We start from the raw sequence: 17,592 nt of genomic DNA on the forward strand, positions 1-17,592 counted from the left end.
GGCGTTTCTATCAGATATCCAGCAGCAGACGGGCCGGGTCTTCCAGCAGGTCCTTCATGGTAACCAGGAAGGTCACAGCTTCCTTGCCGTCGATCAAGCGATGGTCATAGGACAGCGCCAGGTACATCATCGGCAGGATTACCACCTGACCGTTGACGGCCATCGGACGTTCCTGAATCTTGTGCATGCCGAGGATGGCAGTCTGCGGCGGGTTGACGATCGGGGTCGACAGCAGGGAACCGAACACACCACCGTTGGAGATGGTGAAGGTACCGCCAGTCATTTCCTCGATGGTCAGCTTGCCGGCCTTGGCCTTCTTGCCGAACTCGTTGATGCCGCCTTCGATCTCCGCCAGGCTCATGTGCTCGGCGTTACGCAGGACCGGCACCACCAGACCGCGGTCGCTGGAAACGGCGACGCCGATGTCCTGATAACCGTGGTAGACGATGTCGTTGCCGTCGATGGAGGCATTGACGCCCGGCTGGCGCTTGAGCGCTTCCACCGCAGCCTTGACGAAGAAGGACATGAAGCCCAGGCGCACGCCGTTATGGGTCTTCTCGAAGAGGTCCTTGTACTTGGCGCGCAGTTCCATGATCGGCTTCATGTTGACTTCGTTGAACGTAGTCAGCATAGCCATGGAGGACTGGGCTTCGACCAGACGCTCGGCGACCTTGGCACGCAGGCGGGTCATCGGCACGCGCTTCTCGACGCGATCACCCTCGGCGAAGATCGGAGCCGCAGCGGCAGGAGCGGCCGGCTTGGCAGCGGCAGCCGGAGCGGACTTCTTGGCTTCGACGGCGGCGACGACGTCTTCCTTGGTCACGCGACCGTCCTTGCCGGTACCGCGGATGCTGTTCGGATCAATACCGTTCTCTTCGGCCAGCTTGCGGGCCGCCGGGGCCAGGATCGGCTCTTCGCCACCCGCGCTGGCAGCGGCTGCCGGAGCAGCAGCGGCCGGGGCCGGGGCGGCAGCTTGAGCGGGTGCAGCGGCGGCAGCAGCGCCTGCTTCCAGCTTGCCGAGCAGCTCGCCGCTCAGCACGGTGTCGCCTTCGTTCTTGACGATCTCGGTCAGCACGCCGTCAGCTTCGGCCAGTACTTCCATGACCACCTTGTCGGTTTCGATGTCGACGATCAGTTCATCACGCTTAACCGCGTCGCCCGGCTGCTTGTGCCAGGTGGCAACGGTGCCGTCGGCGACCGATTCCGGGAATGTAGGGGCTTTGATCTCGATAGCCATTATTCAGGGGTCCTATTGATTCGGTTTCTACATCGAGGCCGCGAACGTTCGCGGCCTCTCGCACGAATGGATTAAACGGTGAACGCGTCCTGCAGCAGTTTTTCCTGCTGCTCGGCATGCATCGAGGCGTAACCGACCGCCGGTGCCGCCGATGCATCACGACCCGCATACTGAAGGAACAGTTCCTTCTTGTGTGCGGTCGCAACACGGCGCATGTGGTGCTGGCTGCAGTACCAGGCGCCCTGGTTCATCGGCTCTTCCTGACACCAGATGATGTGCTTGACGTTCTGATACGGCGCGAGCGCCTCGGCGAGGTCTTCCTCTGGGAACGGATAAAGCTGCTCGATACGGACGATGGCGATATCGTCACGACCTTCAGCACGGCGCTTGTCCAGCAGGTCATAGTAGACCTTGCCGCTGCACATGATGACGCGCTCGACCTTGGCCGGATCGATCGGATCGATCTCCGGAATCACCGTCTGGAAGGAGCCCTGAGTCAGCTCTTCCAAGGTCGAGGTGGCCAGCTTGTGGCGCAACAGCGACTTGGGCGTCAGTGCTACCAGCGGCTTGCGCAGCGGGCGAATCGCCTGACGACGTAGCATGTGGTAGACCTGCGCCGGCGTGGTCGGTACGCAGACCTGGATGTTGTGCTCGGCGCACAGCTGCAGGTAACGCTCCAGACGCGCGGACGAGTGCTCAGGCCCCTGCCCTTCATAGCCATGCGGCAGCAGCATGGTCAGACCGCACAGACGGCCCCACTTGTGCTCACCGCTGGTGATGAACTGGTCGATGACCACCTGGGCGCCGTTGGCGAAGTCGCCGAACTGCGCTTCCCACACCACCAGCGCGTTCGGCGTGGTAGTGGCGTAACCGTATTCGAACGCGAGAACCGCTTCCTCGGAAAGGAAGGAGTCGTACAGATCGAAACGCGGCTGGCCTTCGTACAGGTGCTGCAGCGGGATGTAGGTGCTGCCATCCTTCTGGTTGTGCAGCGCTGCGTGGCGATGCGAGAAAGTACCGCGACCCACGTCCTGGCCGGAAATACGTACCGGGTGGCCTTCGAACAGCAGCGTTGCGTAGGCCATGGTCTCGGCATAGCCCCAGTTGATGGCAAGCGCGCCTGCGCCCATCTTCTGGCGGTCCTCGAGGATCTTCGAAACCTGGCGCTGCACCACGAAGCCTTCCGGCGTCTGCAGCAGCTTGTTGGACAGGTCCTGCAGGGTCTTCAGATCGAAGCTGGTGTCGTGACGCGCGGTCCAGGCATGACCCAGATAGGGGCGCCAGTCGACGAACAGTTCCTTGTTCGGCTCCTTGACCAGGCTCTTGACCACGTGCAGACCGTTGTCCAGCGCAGTCCGATACTCGTCGATCTTCGCCTGAACACGCTCGTCGTCCAGTACCTTGGACTGAATCAGCGAGTCGGCGTACAGCTCACGGGTGGTGCGCTGTTTGGCGATCTTCTGATACATCAGCGGCTGGGTACCGCTTGGCTCGTCCGCTTCGTTGTGGCCGCGACGGCGGTAGCAGATCAGGTCGATGACGATGTCGCGCTTGAACTGCATCCGATAGTCGACGGCAAGCTGGGTGACGAACAGCACCGCCTCGGGATCGTCAGCGTTCACGTGGAAGATCGGCGCCTGGATCATCTTCGCCACGTCGGTCGCATACTCGGTGGAGCGAGCATCTTCCTGCTTGTTGGTGGTGAAGCCGACCTGGTTGTTGACCACGATGCGGATGGTGCCACCAGTGCGGTAGGCACGGGTTTGCGACATCTGGAAGGTTTCCATCACGACACCCTGACCGGCGACGGCTGCGTCACCGTGGATGGTGACCGGCAGGACCTTGTCGCCAATCGGGTCGTTGCGACGATCCTGGCGGGCGCGTACGGAACCCTCGACCACCGGAGAAACAATCTCCAGGTGCGACGGGTTGAACGCCATGGCCAGGTGGATCTCGCCGCCCGGGGTCATCACGTTGGACGAGAAACCCTGGTGATACTTGACGTCACCGGAGCTCAGGCCTTCGACCTTCTTGCCTTCGAACTCGTCGAACAGATCGCGCGGGTTCTTGCCGAAGGTGTTGACCAGCACGTTCAGACGGCCGCGGTGGGCCATGCCGATGACGATTTCCTTGGTACCGTAAGAGCCAGAGCGCTGGATGATCTCGTCGAGCAGCGGAATCAGGCTCTCGCCACCTTCCAGGCCGAAACGCTTGGTACCCGGATACTTGGTACCCAGGTACTTCTCCAGACCTTCGGCAGCGGTAAGACGCTCAAGCAGATGGCTCTTGATTTCCGGCGAAAACTCCGGACGGCCACGCACGCTTTCCAAGCGCTGGACGAACCAGCTGCGCTGCTCGGAATCAACGATGTGCATGTATTCCGCGCCGATGGTGCGGCAATAGGTTTCTTGCAGAGCGTTGACGATTTCGCGCAGAGTGGCCTGGCCGTTGACCATGGCCAGGTCACCGGTGCGGAACACGGTGTCGAGATCAGCGTCGGTCAGACCGTAATTGTTGATCGCCAGATCGGCGGGTGCGGTGCGCTGCTGCAGGCCAAGCGGATCGAGCTGTGCTGCCTGATGGCCGCGCACTCGGTAGGCCTGGATCAGGCGCAGGACTTCAATCTGCTTCTTCTCATGCTCGCTGCTGACAGCGCCTGCGGATACAGGCTGAGCACGGCGCTGGTTCTTGGCCAGCAGGACGAAGTGGTCGCGGATCGTCGAATGCGATACATCGGCTGAAGCGCTGCCACCGGAGGGCAACTTCTGGAAGTAAGTGCGCCACTCTTCGGGCACAGCGTTGGGATCGTGCAGGTAGAGCTCATAAAGCTCTTCCACATAGGCAGCGTTACCACCGGATAGGTGGGCACTGTCCCACATGCGCTGCATTACGCTTTCTTGCATGTCTGGTCACCTTCGATAAGGAGACACCACCAGCGTGGAAACCGCAGCATGACTTCCCAAGTTCTGAAGCAGCGACTCAGGTAAAGCCACTACGGACCGCGCAGATAGTTCCCGGGCACAACCCGGATGCTCCTGCTGGTCATCAAATTTTCAGAGTGAAATCCCGGCTTTGTGAGCTGGGATTCCTACTAAAACTACGGCGCCGAGCTTCGACTTCGGCGCCGCAGGTGTCACGGGTAAAGCAATCCGGCCGTTCCAGGCTAGCGCATAACCTTTCCCGACCGGGGTGTCATCAGGTACCGCTCTGCAGCAGCATGTTGCGTATGTGACCGATTGCCTTGGTAGGGTTCAATCCCTTCGGACAAACGTCGACGCAGTTCATGATACCGCGGCAGCGGAACACACTGAACGGATCGTCCAGACCGGCCAGACGATTCTCGGTTTCGGTGTCGCGACTGTCGGCCAGGAAACGGTAGGCCTGCAGCGACGCAGCGGGACCGAGGAACTTGTCAGGGTTCCACCAGAACGACGGGCAGCTGGTCGAGCAACAAGCGCACAGAATGCACTCGTACAGACCGTCCAGCTTCTCGCGATCCTCCGGACTTTGCAGTCGTTCGATAGCCGGCGGCGGCGTATCGTTCATCAGATACGGGCGCACTTTCTCGTACTGCTTGTAGAAGATGCTCATATCGACGACCAAGTCACGAATGACCGGCAGACCTGGCAGCGGACGGATGACCAGCTTGTTGCCCTTGACCACGGAGGACAGCGGGGTGATGCAAGCCAGACCGTTCTTGCCATTGATATTCATCCCGTCGGAACCGCACACGCCTTCGCGGCAGGAGCGACGATAGGAGAAACCCTGGTCCTGTTCCTTGATCAGAGCCAAGACGTCCAGAACCATCAGGTCTTTACCTTCGGTATTGACCTGGAAGTCCTGCATGAACGGCTTTTCGTCCTGATCGGGGTTGTAGCGATAAACACTCACTTGCAACATATCGGCGACCTCAATAAGTCCGAACCTTGGGCTCGAATGCCGGAACGGTCTTCGGAGCGAAGTTCACGGCACGCTTGGCAACGCGCTTGTCACCCGGGAAGTACAGGGTGTGGCACAGCCAATTCTCGTCATCACGCTCTTCGAAATCTTCGCGAGCATGGGCGCCACGGGATTCCTTGCGGTGCTCCGCGGCAATTGCAGTAGCCTCGGCGACTTCCAGAAGGTTCTGCAACTCAAGCGCCTCGATGCGCGCAGTGTTGAACGCCTGGCTCTTGTCCGAGATCTTGACGTTGGCGATACGCTGACGCAGATCCACCAGCTGAGCGATGCCCTTCTGCATGTATTCGCCAGTACGGAATACACCGAAGTAGTTCTGCATGCAGCTCTGCAGCTCCTTGCGCAGCGGAGCAACGTCTTCGCCGGTGCTGCGCTCGTTGATACCAGCCAGACGCCCCAGCGCAACATCCAGATCGGTTTCGCTGGCACCGCGATGCTCGATACCTTCCTTCAGCGCCTTCTCCAGGTGCAGACCGGCAGCGCGGCCGAACACAACGAGGTCGAGCAGCGAGTTGCCGCCCAGACGGTTGGCACCATGTACGGATACGCAGGCCACTTCGCCCACAGCGAACAGACCGTCGATGATCTTGTCGTTGCCGTTGGCGTCCTGAGTGATGGCCTGACCATGAATGTTGGTGGCGATACCACCCATCATGTAATGGCAGGTCGGCACGACCGGCACCGGCGCGACGACCGGATCGACGTGAGCGAAGGTCTTCGACAGCTCGCAGATACCAGGCAAACGGCTGTGCAGCACTTCTTCGCCCAGGTGATCCAGCTTCAGCATCACGTGATCGCCATCCGGACCGCAACCGTTGCCCGCCAGGATTTCCTTGACCATCGAACGTGCAACGACGTCGCGACCGGCCAGGTCCTTCGCGTTCGGCGCGTAACGCTCCATGAAGCGCTCGCCATGCTTGTTGATCAGGTAGCCACCTTCACCGCGGCAACCCTCGGTTACCAGCACACCGGCACCGGCGATACCGGTCGGGTGGAACTGCCACATCTCGATATCCTGAACCGGGGCACCGGCACGCAGAGCCATACCTACACCGTCACCGGTGTTGATCAGGGCGTTGGTGGTCGATGCATAGATGCGACCAGCGCCACCAGTGGCAAGCACGGTAGCCTTGGAACGGATGTAGACGGTTTCGCCGGTTTCGATGCAGATGGCGATGACACCAACGACTGCGCCGTCCTGGTTCTTCACCAGGTCGACCGCGTACCACTCGTTGAGGAACACGGTGTCGTTCTTCAGGTTGCCCTGATAAAGAGTGTGCAGCAGTGCGTGACCGGTACGGTCTGCAGCGGCACAGGTACGAGCGGCCTGGCCACCCTTACCGAAGTCCTTCGACTGACCACCGAACGGACGCTGATAGATGCGGCCCTGCTCGGTGCGGGAGAACGGCAGGCCCATGTGCTCGAGCTCGAACACAGCCTCAGGACCGACAGAACACATGTACTCGATCGCATCCTGGTCACCGATGTAGTCGGAGCCCTTGACGGTATCGTACATGTGCCAGCGCCAGTCATCGTTCGGGTCGGCCGAAGCAATGGCGCAGGTAATGCCGCCCTGAGCGGAAACGGTGTGCGAACGAGTCGGGAAAACCTTGGTGACCACAGCGGTCTTGTGACCAGACTGGGACAGCTGCAGCGCCGCGCGCATACCGGCGCCACCGCCACCGACGATGATGGCGTCAAAAGAAAGCGTACGAATGTTAGCCATGAATCAGATACCCCAAAGAATCTGCACGCCCCAGACGAAGAAGGTGAACATGGCAATGCCACACACCGCCTGGAACAGGAAACGAACGCCGGTAGCCCACTTACCGATCGCCATATTGGTCAGGTAGTCGGTGGAGATCGTCCACATGCCTACCCACGCGTGCACACTCAGGGCGACCAGAGCCAGCAGGCTGAAGATTCGCATCCAGTTGGCCGAGAACAGCGCGTGCCACTGGGAATACTCCAGCCCTGGGTTCGCAATCAGGTACCCAAGCAGGAACAGAAAATAAGCCGCAAGAACCACTGCAGAAACGCGCTGCGCCATCCAGTCATACAGACCCGAGCGCGAAAAGTTGGTGACGTTGGTTACCATATCCACACTCCCGCCAGAACGATCAGCACCGCCGATACGACGATAACGATTTTCGAGCCCAGCTTGCCGCCTTCCAGCGTCTCACCATGGCCAGAATCCATGATCAGGTGACGAACACCCGCCACAAGGTGGTACAGCAGTGCGGACAGCAACGCCCAGCTCACCAGCTTGGCCAGAGGACTACCCAGGTACGCACGAACCTCCTCGAAGCCTTCTGGCGAAGACAGCGAGGTATCGAGCGCGAGCAGCAACAAGGCGATACCGACGAACAGGATGACACCGGATACACGGTGGAGAATCGACGTGTAAGCAGTGATGGGGAGTTTTATTGTCCTAAGATCTAGGTTTACAGGTCGTTGGCTTTTCACGGCTTTTTTCACACTTGAGAGCCCCAGAGCGCAGGGCAAAGTTGTTGGGAAGAGTACGCAGCAGTACCCGCTACCCACGAGTGACAACCTACAGAATACTGCCTGTAAGGCCCCTGCCGGTCGGTGTCCGAGTATAAACAGTTAGGTCACTAATGACAATGTGGTGAAGTGCCACTAAAGGCTGATAGCGACCTCTATATAAATGCCGTAAACAGTGCACCCAAGCTGTACGCATCCCCCTGCAGAGCCCTCTACGGCATGGGTTCGCGCAAATTGACTTTGCGCTTTATCACACTATAGTGATGCGGGCCCTGCGTGGGGGGCCATGATGATTCCAAGCACAAAACAGGAGGCCATACATGGCTGACAAGAAAGCGCAGTTGATCATCGAGGGCGCTGCCCCCGTCGAACTGCCCGTTTTAACCGGTACCGTAGGGCCTGATGTAATTGACGTACGAAGCCTGACCTCCACGGGTCACTTCACCTTCGATCCCGGCTTCATGTCGACCGCCTCTTGCGAGTCCAAGATCACCTACATCGATGGCGACAAGGGCATCCTGCTGCATCGCGGCTATCCGATCGAGCAGCTGGCAGAGAAATCCGACTATCTGGAAACCTGCTATCTCCTGCTGAACGGGGAACTGCCGACCGCCGAACAGAAGGCACAGTTCGTCAGCACCGTGAAGAACCACACCATGGTTCACGAGCAGCTGAAGTCCTTCCTCAATGGTTTCCGTCGTGACGCCCACCCCATGGCCATCATGTGTGGCGTTGTCGGCGCGCTTTCGGCCTTCTACCACGATTCGCTGGACATCAACGATCCGCACCACCGCGAAATTTCCGCCGTGCGCCTGGTCGCCAAGATGCCGACCATCGCCGCGATGGTCTACAAGTACTCGATCGGTCAGCCGCTGATGTATCCGCGTAACGACCTGAGCTACTCGGAAAACTTCCTGCACATGATGTTCAACACCCCATGCGAGATCAAACCGATCAGCCCGGTGTTGGCCAAGGCCATGGATCGCATCTTCATCCTGCATGCCGATCATGAGCAGAACGCTTCGACTTCCACCGTGCGCCTGGCTGGCTCCACCGGTGCCAACCCGTTCGCCTGTATCGCCGCCGGTATCGCCGCCCTGTGGGGACCGGCACACGGTGGCGCGAACGAAGCCGTACTCACCATGCTGGACGAAATCGGCGACGTGTCGAACGTCGAGAAGTTCCTGGCCAAGGCCAAGGACAAGAACGATCCGTTCAAGCTGATGGGCTTCGGCCATCGCGTCTACAAGAACTTCGATCCGCGCGCCAAGGTCATGAAACAGACCTGCGACGAGGTTCTGGGCGAGCTGGGCATCAACGATCCGCAACTGGATCTGGCCATGAAGCTGGAAGAGATCGCTCTCAACGATCCGTACTTCGCCGAGCGCAATCTGTACCCGAACGTGGACTTCTACTCGGGCATCATCCTCAAGGCCATCGGCATCCCGACCAGCATGTTCACCGTCATCTTCGCCCTGGCGCGTACTGTCGGCTGGATCTCCCACTGGAAGGAAATGATCGCCTCCGGCCAGAAGATCGGTCGTCCGCGCCAGCTGTACACCGGCCACACCAAGCGCGACCTGCCGCGTTAAGCGACAAACCCCGCGCACAAAAAGGCTGCCTTTGGGCAGCCTTTTTTGCTTTTGCAGGACCATTAGTTGTAGCCGTAAGTACGAGCCGGAACCCCTAGAGGACGCGGCCTCTAGGCAGTACCACCCGGGGCTATCGCTACGCCGTCGCCTGCTCCAGCCAGCCAAGCAGACGAATCGCGTCCTCCCTGTTTTCCCCACAACAAACAGGATCAGCCGAAAAAGCCGAGCACACCGCCGGCCGCCGCGGATCGCCGAACAGCAAACAGAGAAAGTCAGCGCTTAATTGAATACAGCGCTCCCCAGCGCGCTTGCCATGAGGCATGCCAGGTATCGAGGAGCTAATGGAGGGCGCGATACAGCATGCACCGCAACCAGGGCGACAATCCATAAAACTGCCACTCAGTGAAAAAACGGGCGCGATAATAATCCGGCTGAAGCTCGCGCACCAGATGCATCATTGCAGGCGAAAACGCTTGGAAATACCCTAGCGCGTCATCATTTCGAGCCCACAACCATCATGCCTGTCTGGTTGCAAACCGCCGCCCTACTCTGCTGCTCCAACCTCTTCATGACCTTCGCCTGGTACGGCCACCTGAAGAGCCTGAACGGCAAACCCTGGCTGATCGCCGCACTGATCAGCTGGGGCATCGCCTTCTTCGAATACATGCTGATGGTGCCGGCTAACCGCATCGGCTATACCGAGCTGTCGATCGGCCAGCTAAAGATCATGCAGGAGGTGATCACGCTGATGGTGTTCGTGCCCTTCAGCGTGCTGTACATGCAGCAGCCATTGAAGCTCGATTATCTATGGGCAGGGCTTTGCATGGTCGGAGCGGTCTACTTCATTTTTCGCAGCTAGCACTTCTGCCAGGTGACGCCAGGCCTGGCGCTTGGGCATACTGGCGACCCTTTTCCCGACCCTGCAAAGGAATCCAAATGTTCAAGGTCAATGAGTACTTCGACGGCACCGTCAAATCCATCGCCTTCGACATGACTGAAGGCCCGGCCACGATCGGCGTCATGGCGCCAGGTGAATACGAGTTCGGCACCGCCCAACTGGAAGTCATGCACGTAGTTGCCGGCAGCCTGGACGTGAAACTGCCGAGTAGCGACGCCTGGGAAACCTTCGCCAGCGGCAGCCGGTTCACCGTGCCGGCGAACAGCAAGTTTCAGCTGAAGGTCAAGGTGGATACGGCTTATCTTTGCGAGTATCGCTAAGGCGAACGAACACTGCCTGAGGCGCTAGCCAGGTGGATGGACGTTGCGCCATCCACCTTCCGTAAGGGACTTTTGAGGCTTGAGCGTCGCAGCTCACTCACCGACTGAACATCACCAAACGCAGAACAGCTGATGCCCCACCATCAGCCCAACGGCTTATAGGCCTGTGTCACCTGTTTGCCCTGGCTCAACTTGGTGAGTTCCTGCGCAAGCCGTTCGCGCTCCGAGCGTCCCGCCGCTTGAAGCTTGGCGTATACCTCGGCCATCGCCTCGATCGCTTCACGCAGCTCAGCGTCCGCTGCATCTTCATCCTGTAAAGTCGCAATCAGAGCGCTGCAGTCATCGTCCAGAGCGGCGATCCCTTCCCAATCCCCGTTTGCTAGCGCATTACGCAACCGCTCAGTGAAGTCGGCGAAAAGGCGTGCTTTTGAACTCATATATTCTCCAGATCGATCAGCGTCGCTGAACGCGCTATATGATGAACTGGGTACATGATAGATCAACCCTTCGGGGCAATCTGATCCCAGGCGAGTTTTATCTCGCCCAGCAGCCTGCCTACTTCGTTCAGCTTGTCGATATTGTTATGCCGGCTGGCCTCGAACAGGCACATCGTCATGTATTCATAAAGGCGGTCAAGGTTGTCTGCCAACTCTCCACCGACGTCCTTATCCAGCGCGTCACGCAGCCCGCCGATGATGTTGATCGCCTTGCCAATGAGCACGCCCTTCTCGGCATAGGCTTCACGCTCCATGGCGCCCTTGGCCTGCGCAATACGATCCAGACCGCCCTGCATCAGCATCTGAATCAAGCGATGCGGATCGGCCTCGCCTACCTGAGCCTGAACCCCGACCTGCTGGTACTGCTTCATTGCTGCCATTGCGTACATTTGGATGAGCCTCTCGTCACATCAATCACATGCCCAAGGTATCGGTAGCGAACGGCCAGACTTGAGCAAATGAATAAACAAAAAGGCTGTCTGCAGGGGCGCAACGCTGTTCAGCCCAGCAACATCACCCCGAGGTCTGGCCTCCCACGAAAGCAGCAGTGAGCAACCAATCTGTACAAGGCGCGCCCTCGCGGCGAACGGAGCTACAGGCATGCACGAAGGCTACGACCCACCCCGAGCCGCCAACAACAAGTTAGTGTTAGGTGCTGGGTGGGCGATTTCCGCTAGTGACCCAACTTACCTCTTGGAGTTATTAGCTGCCCAGGGCAGATTTTCCAGAGAAGCAAGCAGGCTGCTGGATGTATTGGCGAGCTGACCCACCAGCAAGTCCATCGCGTTGAACTGTTTGAACAGGCGATCCTGCAGCGAGGTCATGCGCCTATTAAGATCTTCCTTCTGCTTGTCGATGTTCGAAATCGTCTCGGTCATCACCTTGTTGCGCTGCTCAAGAATACCGCCCGTTTCGGTATAGGGCTTCAGCTTCTCGTCTAGGCGAGTGGCAATGCCTTTTTCACCCGTGAACAACGCCGGCAACTCGGCAAAGTTGCTGTCCATTACCTTGCTCAACTTGTCATCGTCGATTTTCAGCGTGCCATCTTTCTGCGTGGTAATGCCCAAGTCGGCCAGCGCACGGAGGGCGCCTTCACCTTGCACATTGGTCAACTCGCTGCGAATCGTCCCCAACAAGGTTCGCGCCGTGGCATCACCCACCAGAGCACCGGTGACCGGCGCCTTGCCATCACCCACGCTGGTAACTTTCGTCTGCTCATTGATCACGCCGATCAGCTTGTTGTAGCTATCGACAAAAGACTGGATCTGCTTTTTAACGCCCGCTTTGTCTTCCGCGACGTTGATGGTCAGCGGCTCATCTTTGGCTGTCTTGGCTTTTAGATCGAGCGTGACGCCCTCAATGGCGCCCTCGACCTTATTGGTTTCGCTGGTGACTGTGAGCCCGTCTACGGTAATAACCGAACTTTGAGCCTGGGCCAGGATGCGAGGCCCAGCGTCATCATCTGGCTCCACGCCATCGAACGCCAGAACACTCAGGCTTTGCTGGCCTTCACCTGCTACCCCGGACGGCGAGGCTCCAACAGTGATGTCCTTATCCGCCCCCGTCTTACTGCTGCTCAGCACCAGGCGAGCGCCCTGATCGTCGGTAACGATGGTTGCCGTTACGCCTTTTTCAGCGCCCTGCTTGTTGATGGCGTCGCGTATGCCAGCCAATGTATTGTTGCTTTCATCGACCGTAATGGAGAACGAGCCCTCATTGCCGAGCTTTATCTCCAGTGAGCCACTTCCAAAGCGCGCGGGTGCTTCTGCCGTACTTTTCACGGCAGCCAATGCAACCTTACTGCTGGTTGCAAGCTCCTTAACCTCAACCTGATAGCTCCCCGCGCCGGCCGTTGTGCCAGCGGTAACACCTACCAGGTCCGACTTGCTCGACGTTGCTGAACGTGCCTGAAACAGCTCCGGCTTGTTCAAGCCGCGAAGGGCAGTTTGAAAATCACTGATCGCGCTTTTCAGCGCGCCAACTGCAGTGATCTGCGTAGTGGTCTTCTTTTCGAGGTTGGCGAGCTGCGACTCTTTGGGCGCACGCTCGGCAGCGACCATTCTCTTTACGATGCTGTCGATGTCGATGCCCGAACCAATACCTGTTACGCCTGCCATAGCCTCACCTCGTCAAATTAACCACATCACGCATCACTGCAAAAAAGCAAACAAGAACCGTGCCGTCAGGCAGTAGCCTCGAACAATAGACTGCGCATTTCATCCAGGCGCTCGGCCAGCCGCAGGAGATCCTCGGAAGGAATCTGCCGTACTACCTTGCCTGATTCGCCATCGAGCACCTGCACCACCACTTCGCCGGTGGAATCGTCCACGCTGAAGTTGAGGTTACGCTGCAACGCCTGCATCTGCGTGCGAATCCGCTCTACCGCCTCGCCAACATCCGGTTTCTGCTCGGCCTTGCCGGCTTCATTCTCTGCGCCCAAGGCCGAAAGCCCAGCCTCCGAACGGGAGCTGGGCATCGCAGTGTTGCCAGAGGATGACGCAAGGGAATTGAGCGCAATTCTTGCGACGTCCATGGTTCACCTCTCAATGGACAAATGGGGCGGCAAACCACCCCATTCATTACTCTAGGCTTACTGGAGCAGACTGAGAACTGCCTGCGGCAGCTGCTTGGCCTGGGCCAGAATCGCGGTACCAGCCTGTTGCAGGATCTGGTTTTTGCTCAGGTTGGCGGTTTCAGCGGCGAAGTCGGTATCCTGGATACGGCCGCGGGCTGCAGAAGCGTTTTCACCGATGTTCTGTAGGTTCGCGATGGTGTTATCGAAGCGATTCTGCACCGCACCAAGGTCAGCACGCTGGGAGTCAATCTGCTTGATGGCACCATCGATAATTTGAATAGCCGCTTGGGCACCAGCACCGGTTTCATCGGCTACGTTGATCGATGCAACCGTTTTAACTTCCGCTTCTGCGGGCGCGCCAACCACAGTTTTAGCCGTGTCGGAGGTGTAGGCAGTTCCGTTTCCACCGCTTGCCGCAATCGTCATGGTTTTACCAGCCTCTTTGGCCTCGAGAACCAGATTGCCATCAGCATCTTTGGATGCCGTCGCCACTGCACTAACGCCGGCGTCTGCATTGAGCTTAGTGATAGCGGCATCGATATCATCACCGTCGGCAAGTGTTACATCGATTGCGGTTCCGCCATCGTATGTGACGGAAAGTGTCCCTGTTCCGCCGGTAGGCCCAGTAAATGCACCCACGGTTTTGGCTGTAGTGGCGGGAGTGGTAACTGTCCCCTCCAATGTGGCCGTGTCCATCTTTTCGATAGAGACGCTAATGGTTTCATTAGCATTCGCGCCTATTTGGAATGACTGAGTAGCGAAACTGCCATCAAGCAATTTGCGTCCACCGAAGGTGGTGGTCTCGCTAATACGATCCATCTCGCTAACCAAGGCGGTAATTTCCTTCTGGATCGAGGTACGGTCATCCAGATTATTACTGCCGTTTGCGGCCTGCAGAGAAAGGTCGCGCATACGCTGCAAAATATTGGTCGACTGCTGCAGAGCACCTTCAGCGGTCTGCGCCAGGGAAATGCCGTCGTTGGCGTTACGAACCGCAACATTAAGGCCATTGATCTGGCTGGTCAGACGGTTGGAAATCTGCAGACCGGCTGCGTCATCTTTAGCACTGTTGATGCGGCTACCAGTAGACAGGCGCTGCATGGAGGTGCTGAGAGCATTGGAAGAGTTGCTGAGGTTGCGCTGAGTATTCAGCGAAGCAATGTTGGTATTGACAGTAAGAGCCATGATGAGCCTCCAAGGGCGCTGGTTACTTTGGTTTGCCTGAGCTTGCGACTCCGGGTCCGGCTTTGCCCAGGCACCCATCGAGTTCGCATTCGATTAGCTTATCGGCGCCGTTTCGGTGAGCTTTAGGAGGCGGTTGAAAATAATATTGCACGCCCCGGAAACAACCTGTACGACGCCGGCCTGCTCACGAAATAAGCGAGCCTGCCTGCACAGGTTTTCGGACAGGGGGCGGGAAACTTTAATTGCGCGCCGCGCACGTGCAAGAGGACGGCTGGGCAGCTGTAGGGATGCGGGTGTTTTCGCGGGCATGGCCCGCTCCTACCGGGGGCGGGTGCAGTAGTCAAATGCGGTTATGCCATCAAGCAGATGGGACATAACAGGTGATGGTTATCGGGTCTCGGTCAAAAGCCTTCCAGCTGCGCCAGCCGCTGCAGAAATGCCTCCTCATCCAGCACCTCCAGCCCCAGCTCATTGGCCTTGGTCAGTTTCGAGCCGGCGCCCGGCCCCGCAACCACGCAGCTGGTTTTGGCCGATACGGAACCCGCAACCTTGGCGCCAAGAGCTTCGAGGCGGGCTTTGCCTTGGTCGCGGCTCATGGTTTCGAGGGTGCCGGTAAGGACCCAGGTCTGGCCGGCGAGTGGCAGGCCTGCGGCTTGCTTGCGTTCGCTCTGCCAGTGCATGCCGAACTCGCGCAGTTGCGCTTCGATAAGGCGGGCGCGGTTGGCGTTTGCGGGGTTGCCGAAGTATTCGCGCAGCGAGCGGGCGGCCTTTTCGGTGAGGCGTTCGACTTGGCGCAGGTCGAGCCAGTCGGCGGCGATGATGGCTTCCAGACTGCCGAAGCGATCCGCCAGGCGTTTTGCGCCGGTGCTGGCGATAAAGGGGATGTTCAGTTTATCGATCAGGCCAGCCAGGGTGGCGCAGGCGGCGAATTCGGGATGCAGCTCGCCCTCCTCCTGCAGTTCCACACCGCGTTCGCGCAGCTGAGCGATGACCGTGCGGTTGTGCTCATCTTCGAAGAAGCTATGGATTTCGTGGGCCACTTCAAGGCCGATTTCCGGCAGGTAGACCAGCACATCCGGCAGCGCCCTACCAATGCGCTCCAGGGAGCCCAACGCACGGGCCAGCAACTTGGCGGTTTCTTCACCGACATCGGGAATGCCCAGGGCGAAGATGAAACGCGCGAGGGTCGGCCTGCGGCTGGCGTCGATGGCGTTGAGCAGATTGCGCGTGGAGATATCGGCGAACCCTTCCAGCTCGATGATCTGCTCGTAGGTCAGGCAGTACAGATCCGCTGGCGAACTGACCAAGCCGCGGTCGACCAGTTGTTCGACGATCTTGTCGCCCAGCCCGTCGATATCCATGGCGCGGCGCGAAACGAAATGAATGATCGCCTGCTTCAGCTGCGCCTGACAGGCCAGGCGCCCCACGCAGCGGTAGATCGAACCTTCGCTGACGGATTCACGCCCCTTGCTGCGCTTGATCAGCTGGGTGCGCTCTACGGCAGAGCCGCACACCGGGCATTGCTCTGGCACATGCACAGCGCGGGCATCGGTGGGGCGACGCTCGGCGATCACGCCGAGAATCTGCGGAATGACGTCACCGGCGCGGCGCACGATTACCGTATCGCCGATCATCACGCCCAGACGTGCAACTTCGTCCATGTTGTGCAGGGTTGCGTTGGACACCGTGACGCCTGCAACCTGCACGGGCTTGAGCCGGGCGACCGGGGTGATGGCGCCAGTACGACCGACTTGGAACTCCACGTCGAGCAGCTCGGTGATCTCTTCCCGCGCGGGAAACTTGTGGGCGATGGCCCAGCGCGGTTCGCGTGCACGGAAGCCCAGTTCGCGCTGCTGCTCGACGGCATTGACCTTGAACACCACACCGTCGATTTCGTAAGGCAGCGCGTCGCGCTTTGCACCGATGGCGTCGTAATAGGCGCGGCATTCGGCAACGCCCTTGGCCAGCTTCAGTTCGCGACTGATCGGCAGACCCCAGCCTTTCAGCGCTTCGAGAATTCCGATGTGCGTATTTGGCAGCTCACCATCACTGCGTCCAACACCGTAAGCGCACAGTTCCAGCGGCCGGCTGGCGGTGATCTTCGAATCCAGCTGGCGCAGGCTGCCGGCTGCGGCGTTACGGGGATTGGCGAAGGGCTTGCCGCCGCTTTCCAGCTGTCGCGCATTGAGCGCTTCGAAGCCGGCCTTGGGCATGTAGATTTCGCCGCGCACCTCGAGTACCGCAGGCCAGCCACTGCCATGCAGCTTCAATGGAATGTTGCGTACGGTGCGCACGTTGGTGCTGATGTCCTCACCCGTGCTGCCATCGCCCCGGGTGGCGCCGCGCACCAGATGACCGTTCTCATAAAGCAGGCTGACCGCCAGACCATCCAGTTTGGGTTCGCAGCTGTACTCGACTACAGCGCCATCGCCGAACAGGTCGCCCGCCGGCAGATCCAGCCCTTCGCGCACGCGGCGGTCGAAATCGAGCAGGTCCTGCTCCTCGAAGGCATTGCCCAGGCTCAGCATCGGCACTTCATGGCGTACCTGACCGAACGCCGCCAGTGCCGCCCCTCCCACCCGCTGGGTTGGTGACTCGGGTGTCACCAGCTCCGGGTGCTCTGCCTCGAGCGCCTTGAGCTCATTGAACAGACGGTCGTACTCGGCATCGGGAACGCTGGGTTCGTCGAGCACGTAGTAGCGGTAGTTGTGGGCGTCGATTTCGCTGCGTAGTTCGGCAATACGCTCGGCGGCGGTTTGGGCAGAAGGCATAGGACGAAGCCGTGACTGGGGCTGTGCTGATTCAGACCGCATCAGCACACCTTGG

General features: G+C 59.2%; 16 protein-coding genes. 3 read left to right on the forward strand and 13 right to left on the reverse strand.

From position 1 onward, the window contains the following. Positions 1–10: 10 nt before the first annotated feature. The 6 genes from odhB to sdhC form a co-directional block, all read right to left on the reverse strand. Positions 11–1,237, reverse strand: coding sequence for a 2-oxoglutarate dehydrogenase complex dihydrolipoyllysine-residue succinyltransferase (odhB, locus tag P5703_RS11920; RefSeq protein WP_003285440.1), 1,227 nt, complete (start codon positions 1,235–1,237; stop codon positions 11–13). A gap of 71 nt (positions 1,238–1,308) precedes the next feature. After that, positions 1,309–4,140: a 2-oxoglutarate dehydrogenase E1 component gene (locus P5703_RS11925; RefSeq protein WP_049339634.1), complete on the reverse strand. Its 2,832-nt coding sequence runs from the start codon at positions 4,138–4,140 to the stop codon at positions 1,309–1,311. Positions 4,141–4,432: 292 nt separating this feature from the next. Beyond that, a complete protein-coding gene (locus P5703_RS11930; RefSeq protein ID WP_013982597.1) occupies positions 4,433–5,137 on the reverse strand; it encodes a succinate dehydrogenase iron-sulfur subunit in 705 nt (234 codons plus the stop codon). 10 nt (positions 5,138–5,147) lie between these two features. Continuing rightward, a complete protein-coding gene (gene sdhA, locus P5703_RS11935) occupies positions 5,148–6,920 on the reverse strand; it encodes a succinate dehydrogenase flavoprotein subunit (protein WP_279641864.1) in 1,773 nt (590 codons plus the stop codon). Positions 6,921–6,923: 3 nt separating this feature from the next. Further along, complete coding sequence (gene sdhD, locus P5703_RS11940; protein ID WP_279641863.1) at positions 6,924–7,292, reverse strand: succinate dehydrogenase, hydrophobic membrane anchor protein; 369 nt, start codon at positions 7,290–7,292, stop codon at positions 6,924–6,926. After that, positions 7,286–7,672 carry a succinate dehydrogenase, cytochrome b556 subunit gene (sdhC, locus tag P5703_RS11945; RefSeq protein ID WP_279641862.1) on the reverse strand — a complete coding sequence of 129 codons (387 nt, stop codon included), beginning with the start codon at positions 7,670–7,672 and terminating at the stop codon, positions 7,286–7,288. The genes sdhD and sdhC overlap by 7 nt, the downstream gene beginning before the upstream one ends. A 347-nt stretch (positions 7,673–8,019) precedes the next feature. On the opposite strand from sdhC, the gene gltA reads away from it, so the two are divergent. After that, the gene (gene gltA, locus P5703_RS11950) at positions 8,020–9,291 is read left to right on the forward strand and encodes a citrate synthase (RefSeq protein ID WP_003294794.1); all 1,272 of its coding nucleotides are present in this window, start codon (positions 8,020–8,022) and stop codon (positions 9,289–9,291) included. A gap of 136 nt (positions 9,292–9,427) precedes the next feature. On the opposite strand, the gene P5703_RS11955 is transcribed toward gltA, so the two are convergent. Continuing rightward, positions 9,428–9,679, reverse strand: coding sequence for a YkgJ family cysteine cluster protein (locus P5703_RS11955; RefSeq protein WP_080902069.1), 252 nt, complete (start codon positions 9,677–9,679; stop codon positions 9,428–9,430). Between the two features lie 129 nt (positions 9,680–9,808). Here P5703_RS11955 and P5703_RS11960 point away from each other — a divergent pair, with 129 nt between their 5' ends. Both P5703_RS11960 and ppnP read left to right on the forward strand, forming a co-directional pair. Beyond that, positions 9,809–10,150, forward strand: coding sequence for a DMT family protein (locus P5703_RS11960; protein WP_003285450.1), 342 nt, complete (start codon positions 9,809–9,811; stop codon positions 10,148–10,150). Positions 10,151–10,227: 77 nt separating this feature from the next. Then, positions 10,228–10,509: a pyrimidine/purine nucleoside phosphorylase gene (ppnP, locus tag P5703_RS11965; protein ID WP_003285451.1), complete on the forward strand. Its 282-nt coding sequence runs from the start codon at positions 10,228–10,230 to the stop codon at positions 10,507–10,509. Positions 10,510–10,652: 143 nt separating this feature from the next. On the opposite strand, the gene P5703_RS11970 is transcribed toward ppnP, so the two are convergent. The 6 genes from P5703_RS11970 to ligA all read right to left on the reverse strand — a co-directional run bounded on the left by P5703_RS11970 (position 10,653) and on the right by ligA (position 17,537). After that, positions 10,653–10,946, reverse strand: a complete 294-nt coding sequence (locus tag P5703_RS11970) for a flagellar protein FliT (RefSeq protein WP_003285453.1) — start codon at positions 10,944–10,946, stop codon at positions 10,653–10,655. Positions 10,947–11,008: 62 nt separating this feature from the next. Then, positions 11,009–11,395 (reverse strand): flagellar export chaperone FliS, encoded by a 387-nt coding sequence (fliS, locus tag P5703_RS11975; protein WP_013982593.1) that lies wholly within the window; start codon positions 11,393–11,395, stop codon positions 11,009–11,011. 297 nt (positions 11,396–11,692) lie between these two features. Next, on the reverse strand, positions 11,693–13,123 hold the full coding sequence (fliD, locus tag P5703_RS11980) for a flagellar filament capping protein FliD (RefSeq protein ID WP_279641861.1): 1,431 nt from the start codon (positions 13,121–13,123) through the stop codon (positions 11,693–11,695). Between the two features lie 65 nt (positions 13,124–13,188). Next, entirely contained in the window at positions 13,189–13,482 is a 294-nt protein-coding gene (locus tag P5703_RS11985) for a flagellar protein FlaG (protein ID WP_256044023.1), read from the reverse strand. 114 nt (positions 13,483–13,596) lie between these two features. After that, positions 13,597–14,766, reverse strand: coding sequence for a flagellin (locus P5703_RS11990; RefSeq protein WP_285587062.1), 1,170 nt, complete (start codon positions 14,764–14,766; stop codon positions 13,597–13,599). A 401-nt stretch (positions 14,767–15,167) separates the two neighbouring features. Further along, positions 15,168–17,537: an NAD-dependent DNA ligase LigA gene (gene ligA / locus P5703_RS11995; protein ID WP_285587064.1), complete on the reverse strand. Its 2,370-nt coding sequence runs from the start codon at positions 17,535–17,537 to the stop codon at positions 15,168–15,170. Positions 17,538–17,592: the final 55 nt, after the last annotated feature.

The sequence above is a fragment of the Stutzerimonas sp. FeSN7 genome, assembly GCF_030263795.1.
Classification (GTDB): Bacteria; Pseudomonadota; Gammaproteobacteria; order Pseudomonadales; family Pseudomonadaceae; genus Stutzerimonas; species Stutzerimonas stutzeri.

Coding starts and splice junctions, on each gene's coding strand:
- odhB (WP_003285440.1), bottom strand. CDS start 1,237: ATGGCTATCGAGATCAAAGCCCCTACATTCCCGGAATCGGTCGCCGAC.
- P5703_RS11925 (WP_049339634.1), bottom strand. CDS start 4,140: ATGCAAGAAAGCGTAATGCAGCGCATGTGGGACAGTGCCCACCTATCC.
- P5703_RS11930 (WP_013982597.1), bottom strand. CDS start 5,137: ATGTTGCAAGTGAGTGTTTATCGCTACAACCCCGATCAGGACGAAAAG.
- sdhA (WP_279641864.1), bottom strand. CDS start 6,920: ATGGCTAACATTCGTACGCTTTCTTTTGACGCCATCATCGTCGGTGGC.
- sdhD (WP_279641863.1), bottom strand. CDS start 7,292: ATGGTAACCAACGTCACCAACTTTTCGCGCTCGGGTCTGTATGACTGG.
- gltA (WP_003294794.1), top strand. CDS start 8,020: ATGGCTGACAAGAAAGCGCAGTTGATCATCGAGGGCGCTGCCCCCGTC.
- P5703_RS11955 (WP_080902069.1), bottom strand. CDS start 9,679: ATGGATTGTCGCCCTGGTTGCGGTGCATGCTGTATCGCGCCCTCCATT.
- P5703_RS11960 (WP_003285450.1), top strand. CDS start 9,809: ATGCCTGTCTGGTTGCAAACCGCCGCCCTACTCTGCTGCTCCAACCTC.
- ppnP (WP_003285451.1), top strand. CDS start 10,228: ATGTTCAAGGTCAATGAGTACTTCGACGGCACCGTCAAATCCATCGCC.
- P5703_RS11970 (WP_003285453.1), bottom strand. CDS start 10,946: ATGAGTTCAAAAGCACGCCTTTTCGCCGACTTCACTGAGCGGTTGCGT.
- fliS (WP_013982593.1), bottom strand. CDS start 11,395: ATGTACGCAATGGCAGCAATGAAGCAGTACCAGCAGGTCGGGGTTCAG.
- fliD (WP_279641861.1), bottom strand. CDS start 13,123: ATGGCAGGCGTAACAGGTATTGGTTCGGGCATCGACATCGACAGCATC.
- P5703_RS11985 (WP_256044023.1), bottom strand. CDS start 13,482: ATGCCCAGCTCCCGTTCGGAGGCTGGGCTTTCGGCCTTGGGCGCAGAG.
- P5703_RS11990 (WP_285587062.1), bottom strand. CDS start 14,766: ATGGCTCTTACTGTCAATACCAACATTGCTTCGCTGAATACTCAGCGC.
- ligA (WP_285587064.1), bottom strand. CDS start 17,537: ATGCCTTCTGCCCAAACCGCCGCCGAGCGTATTGCCGAACTACGCAGC.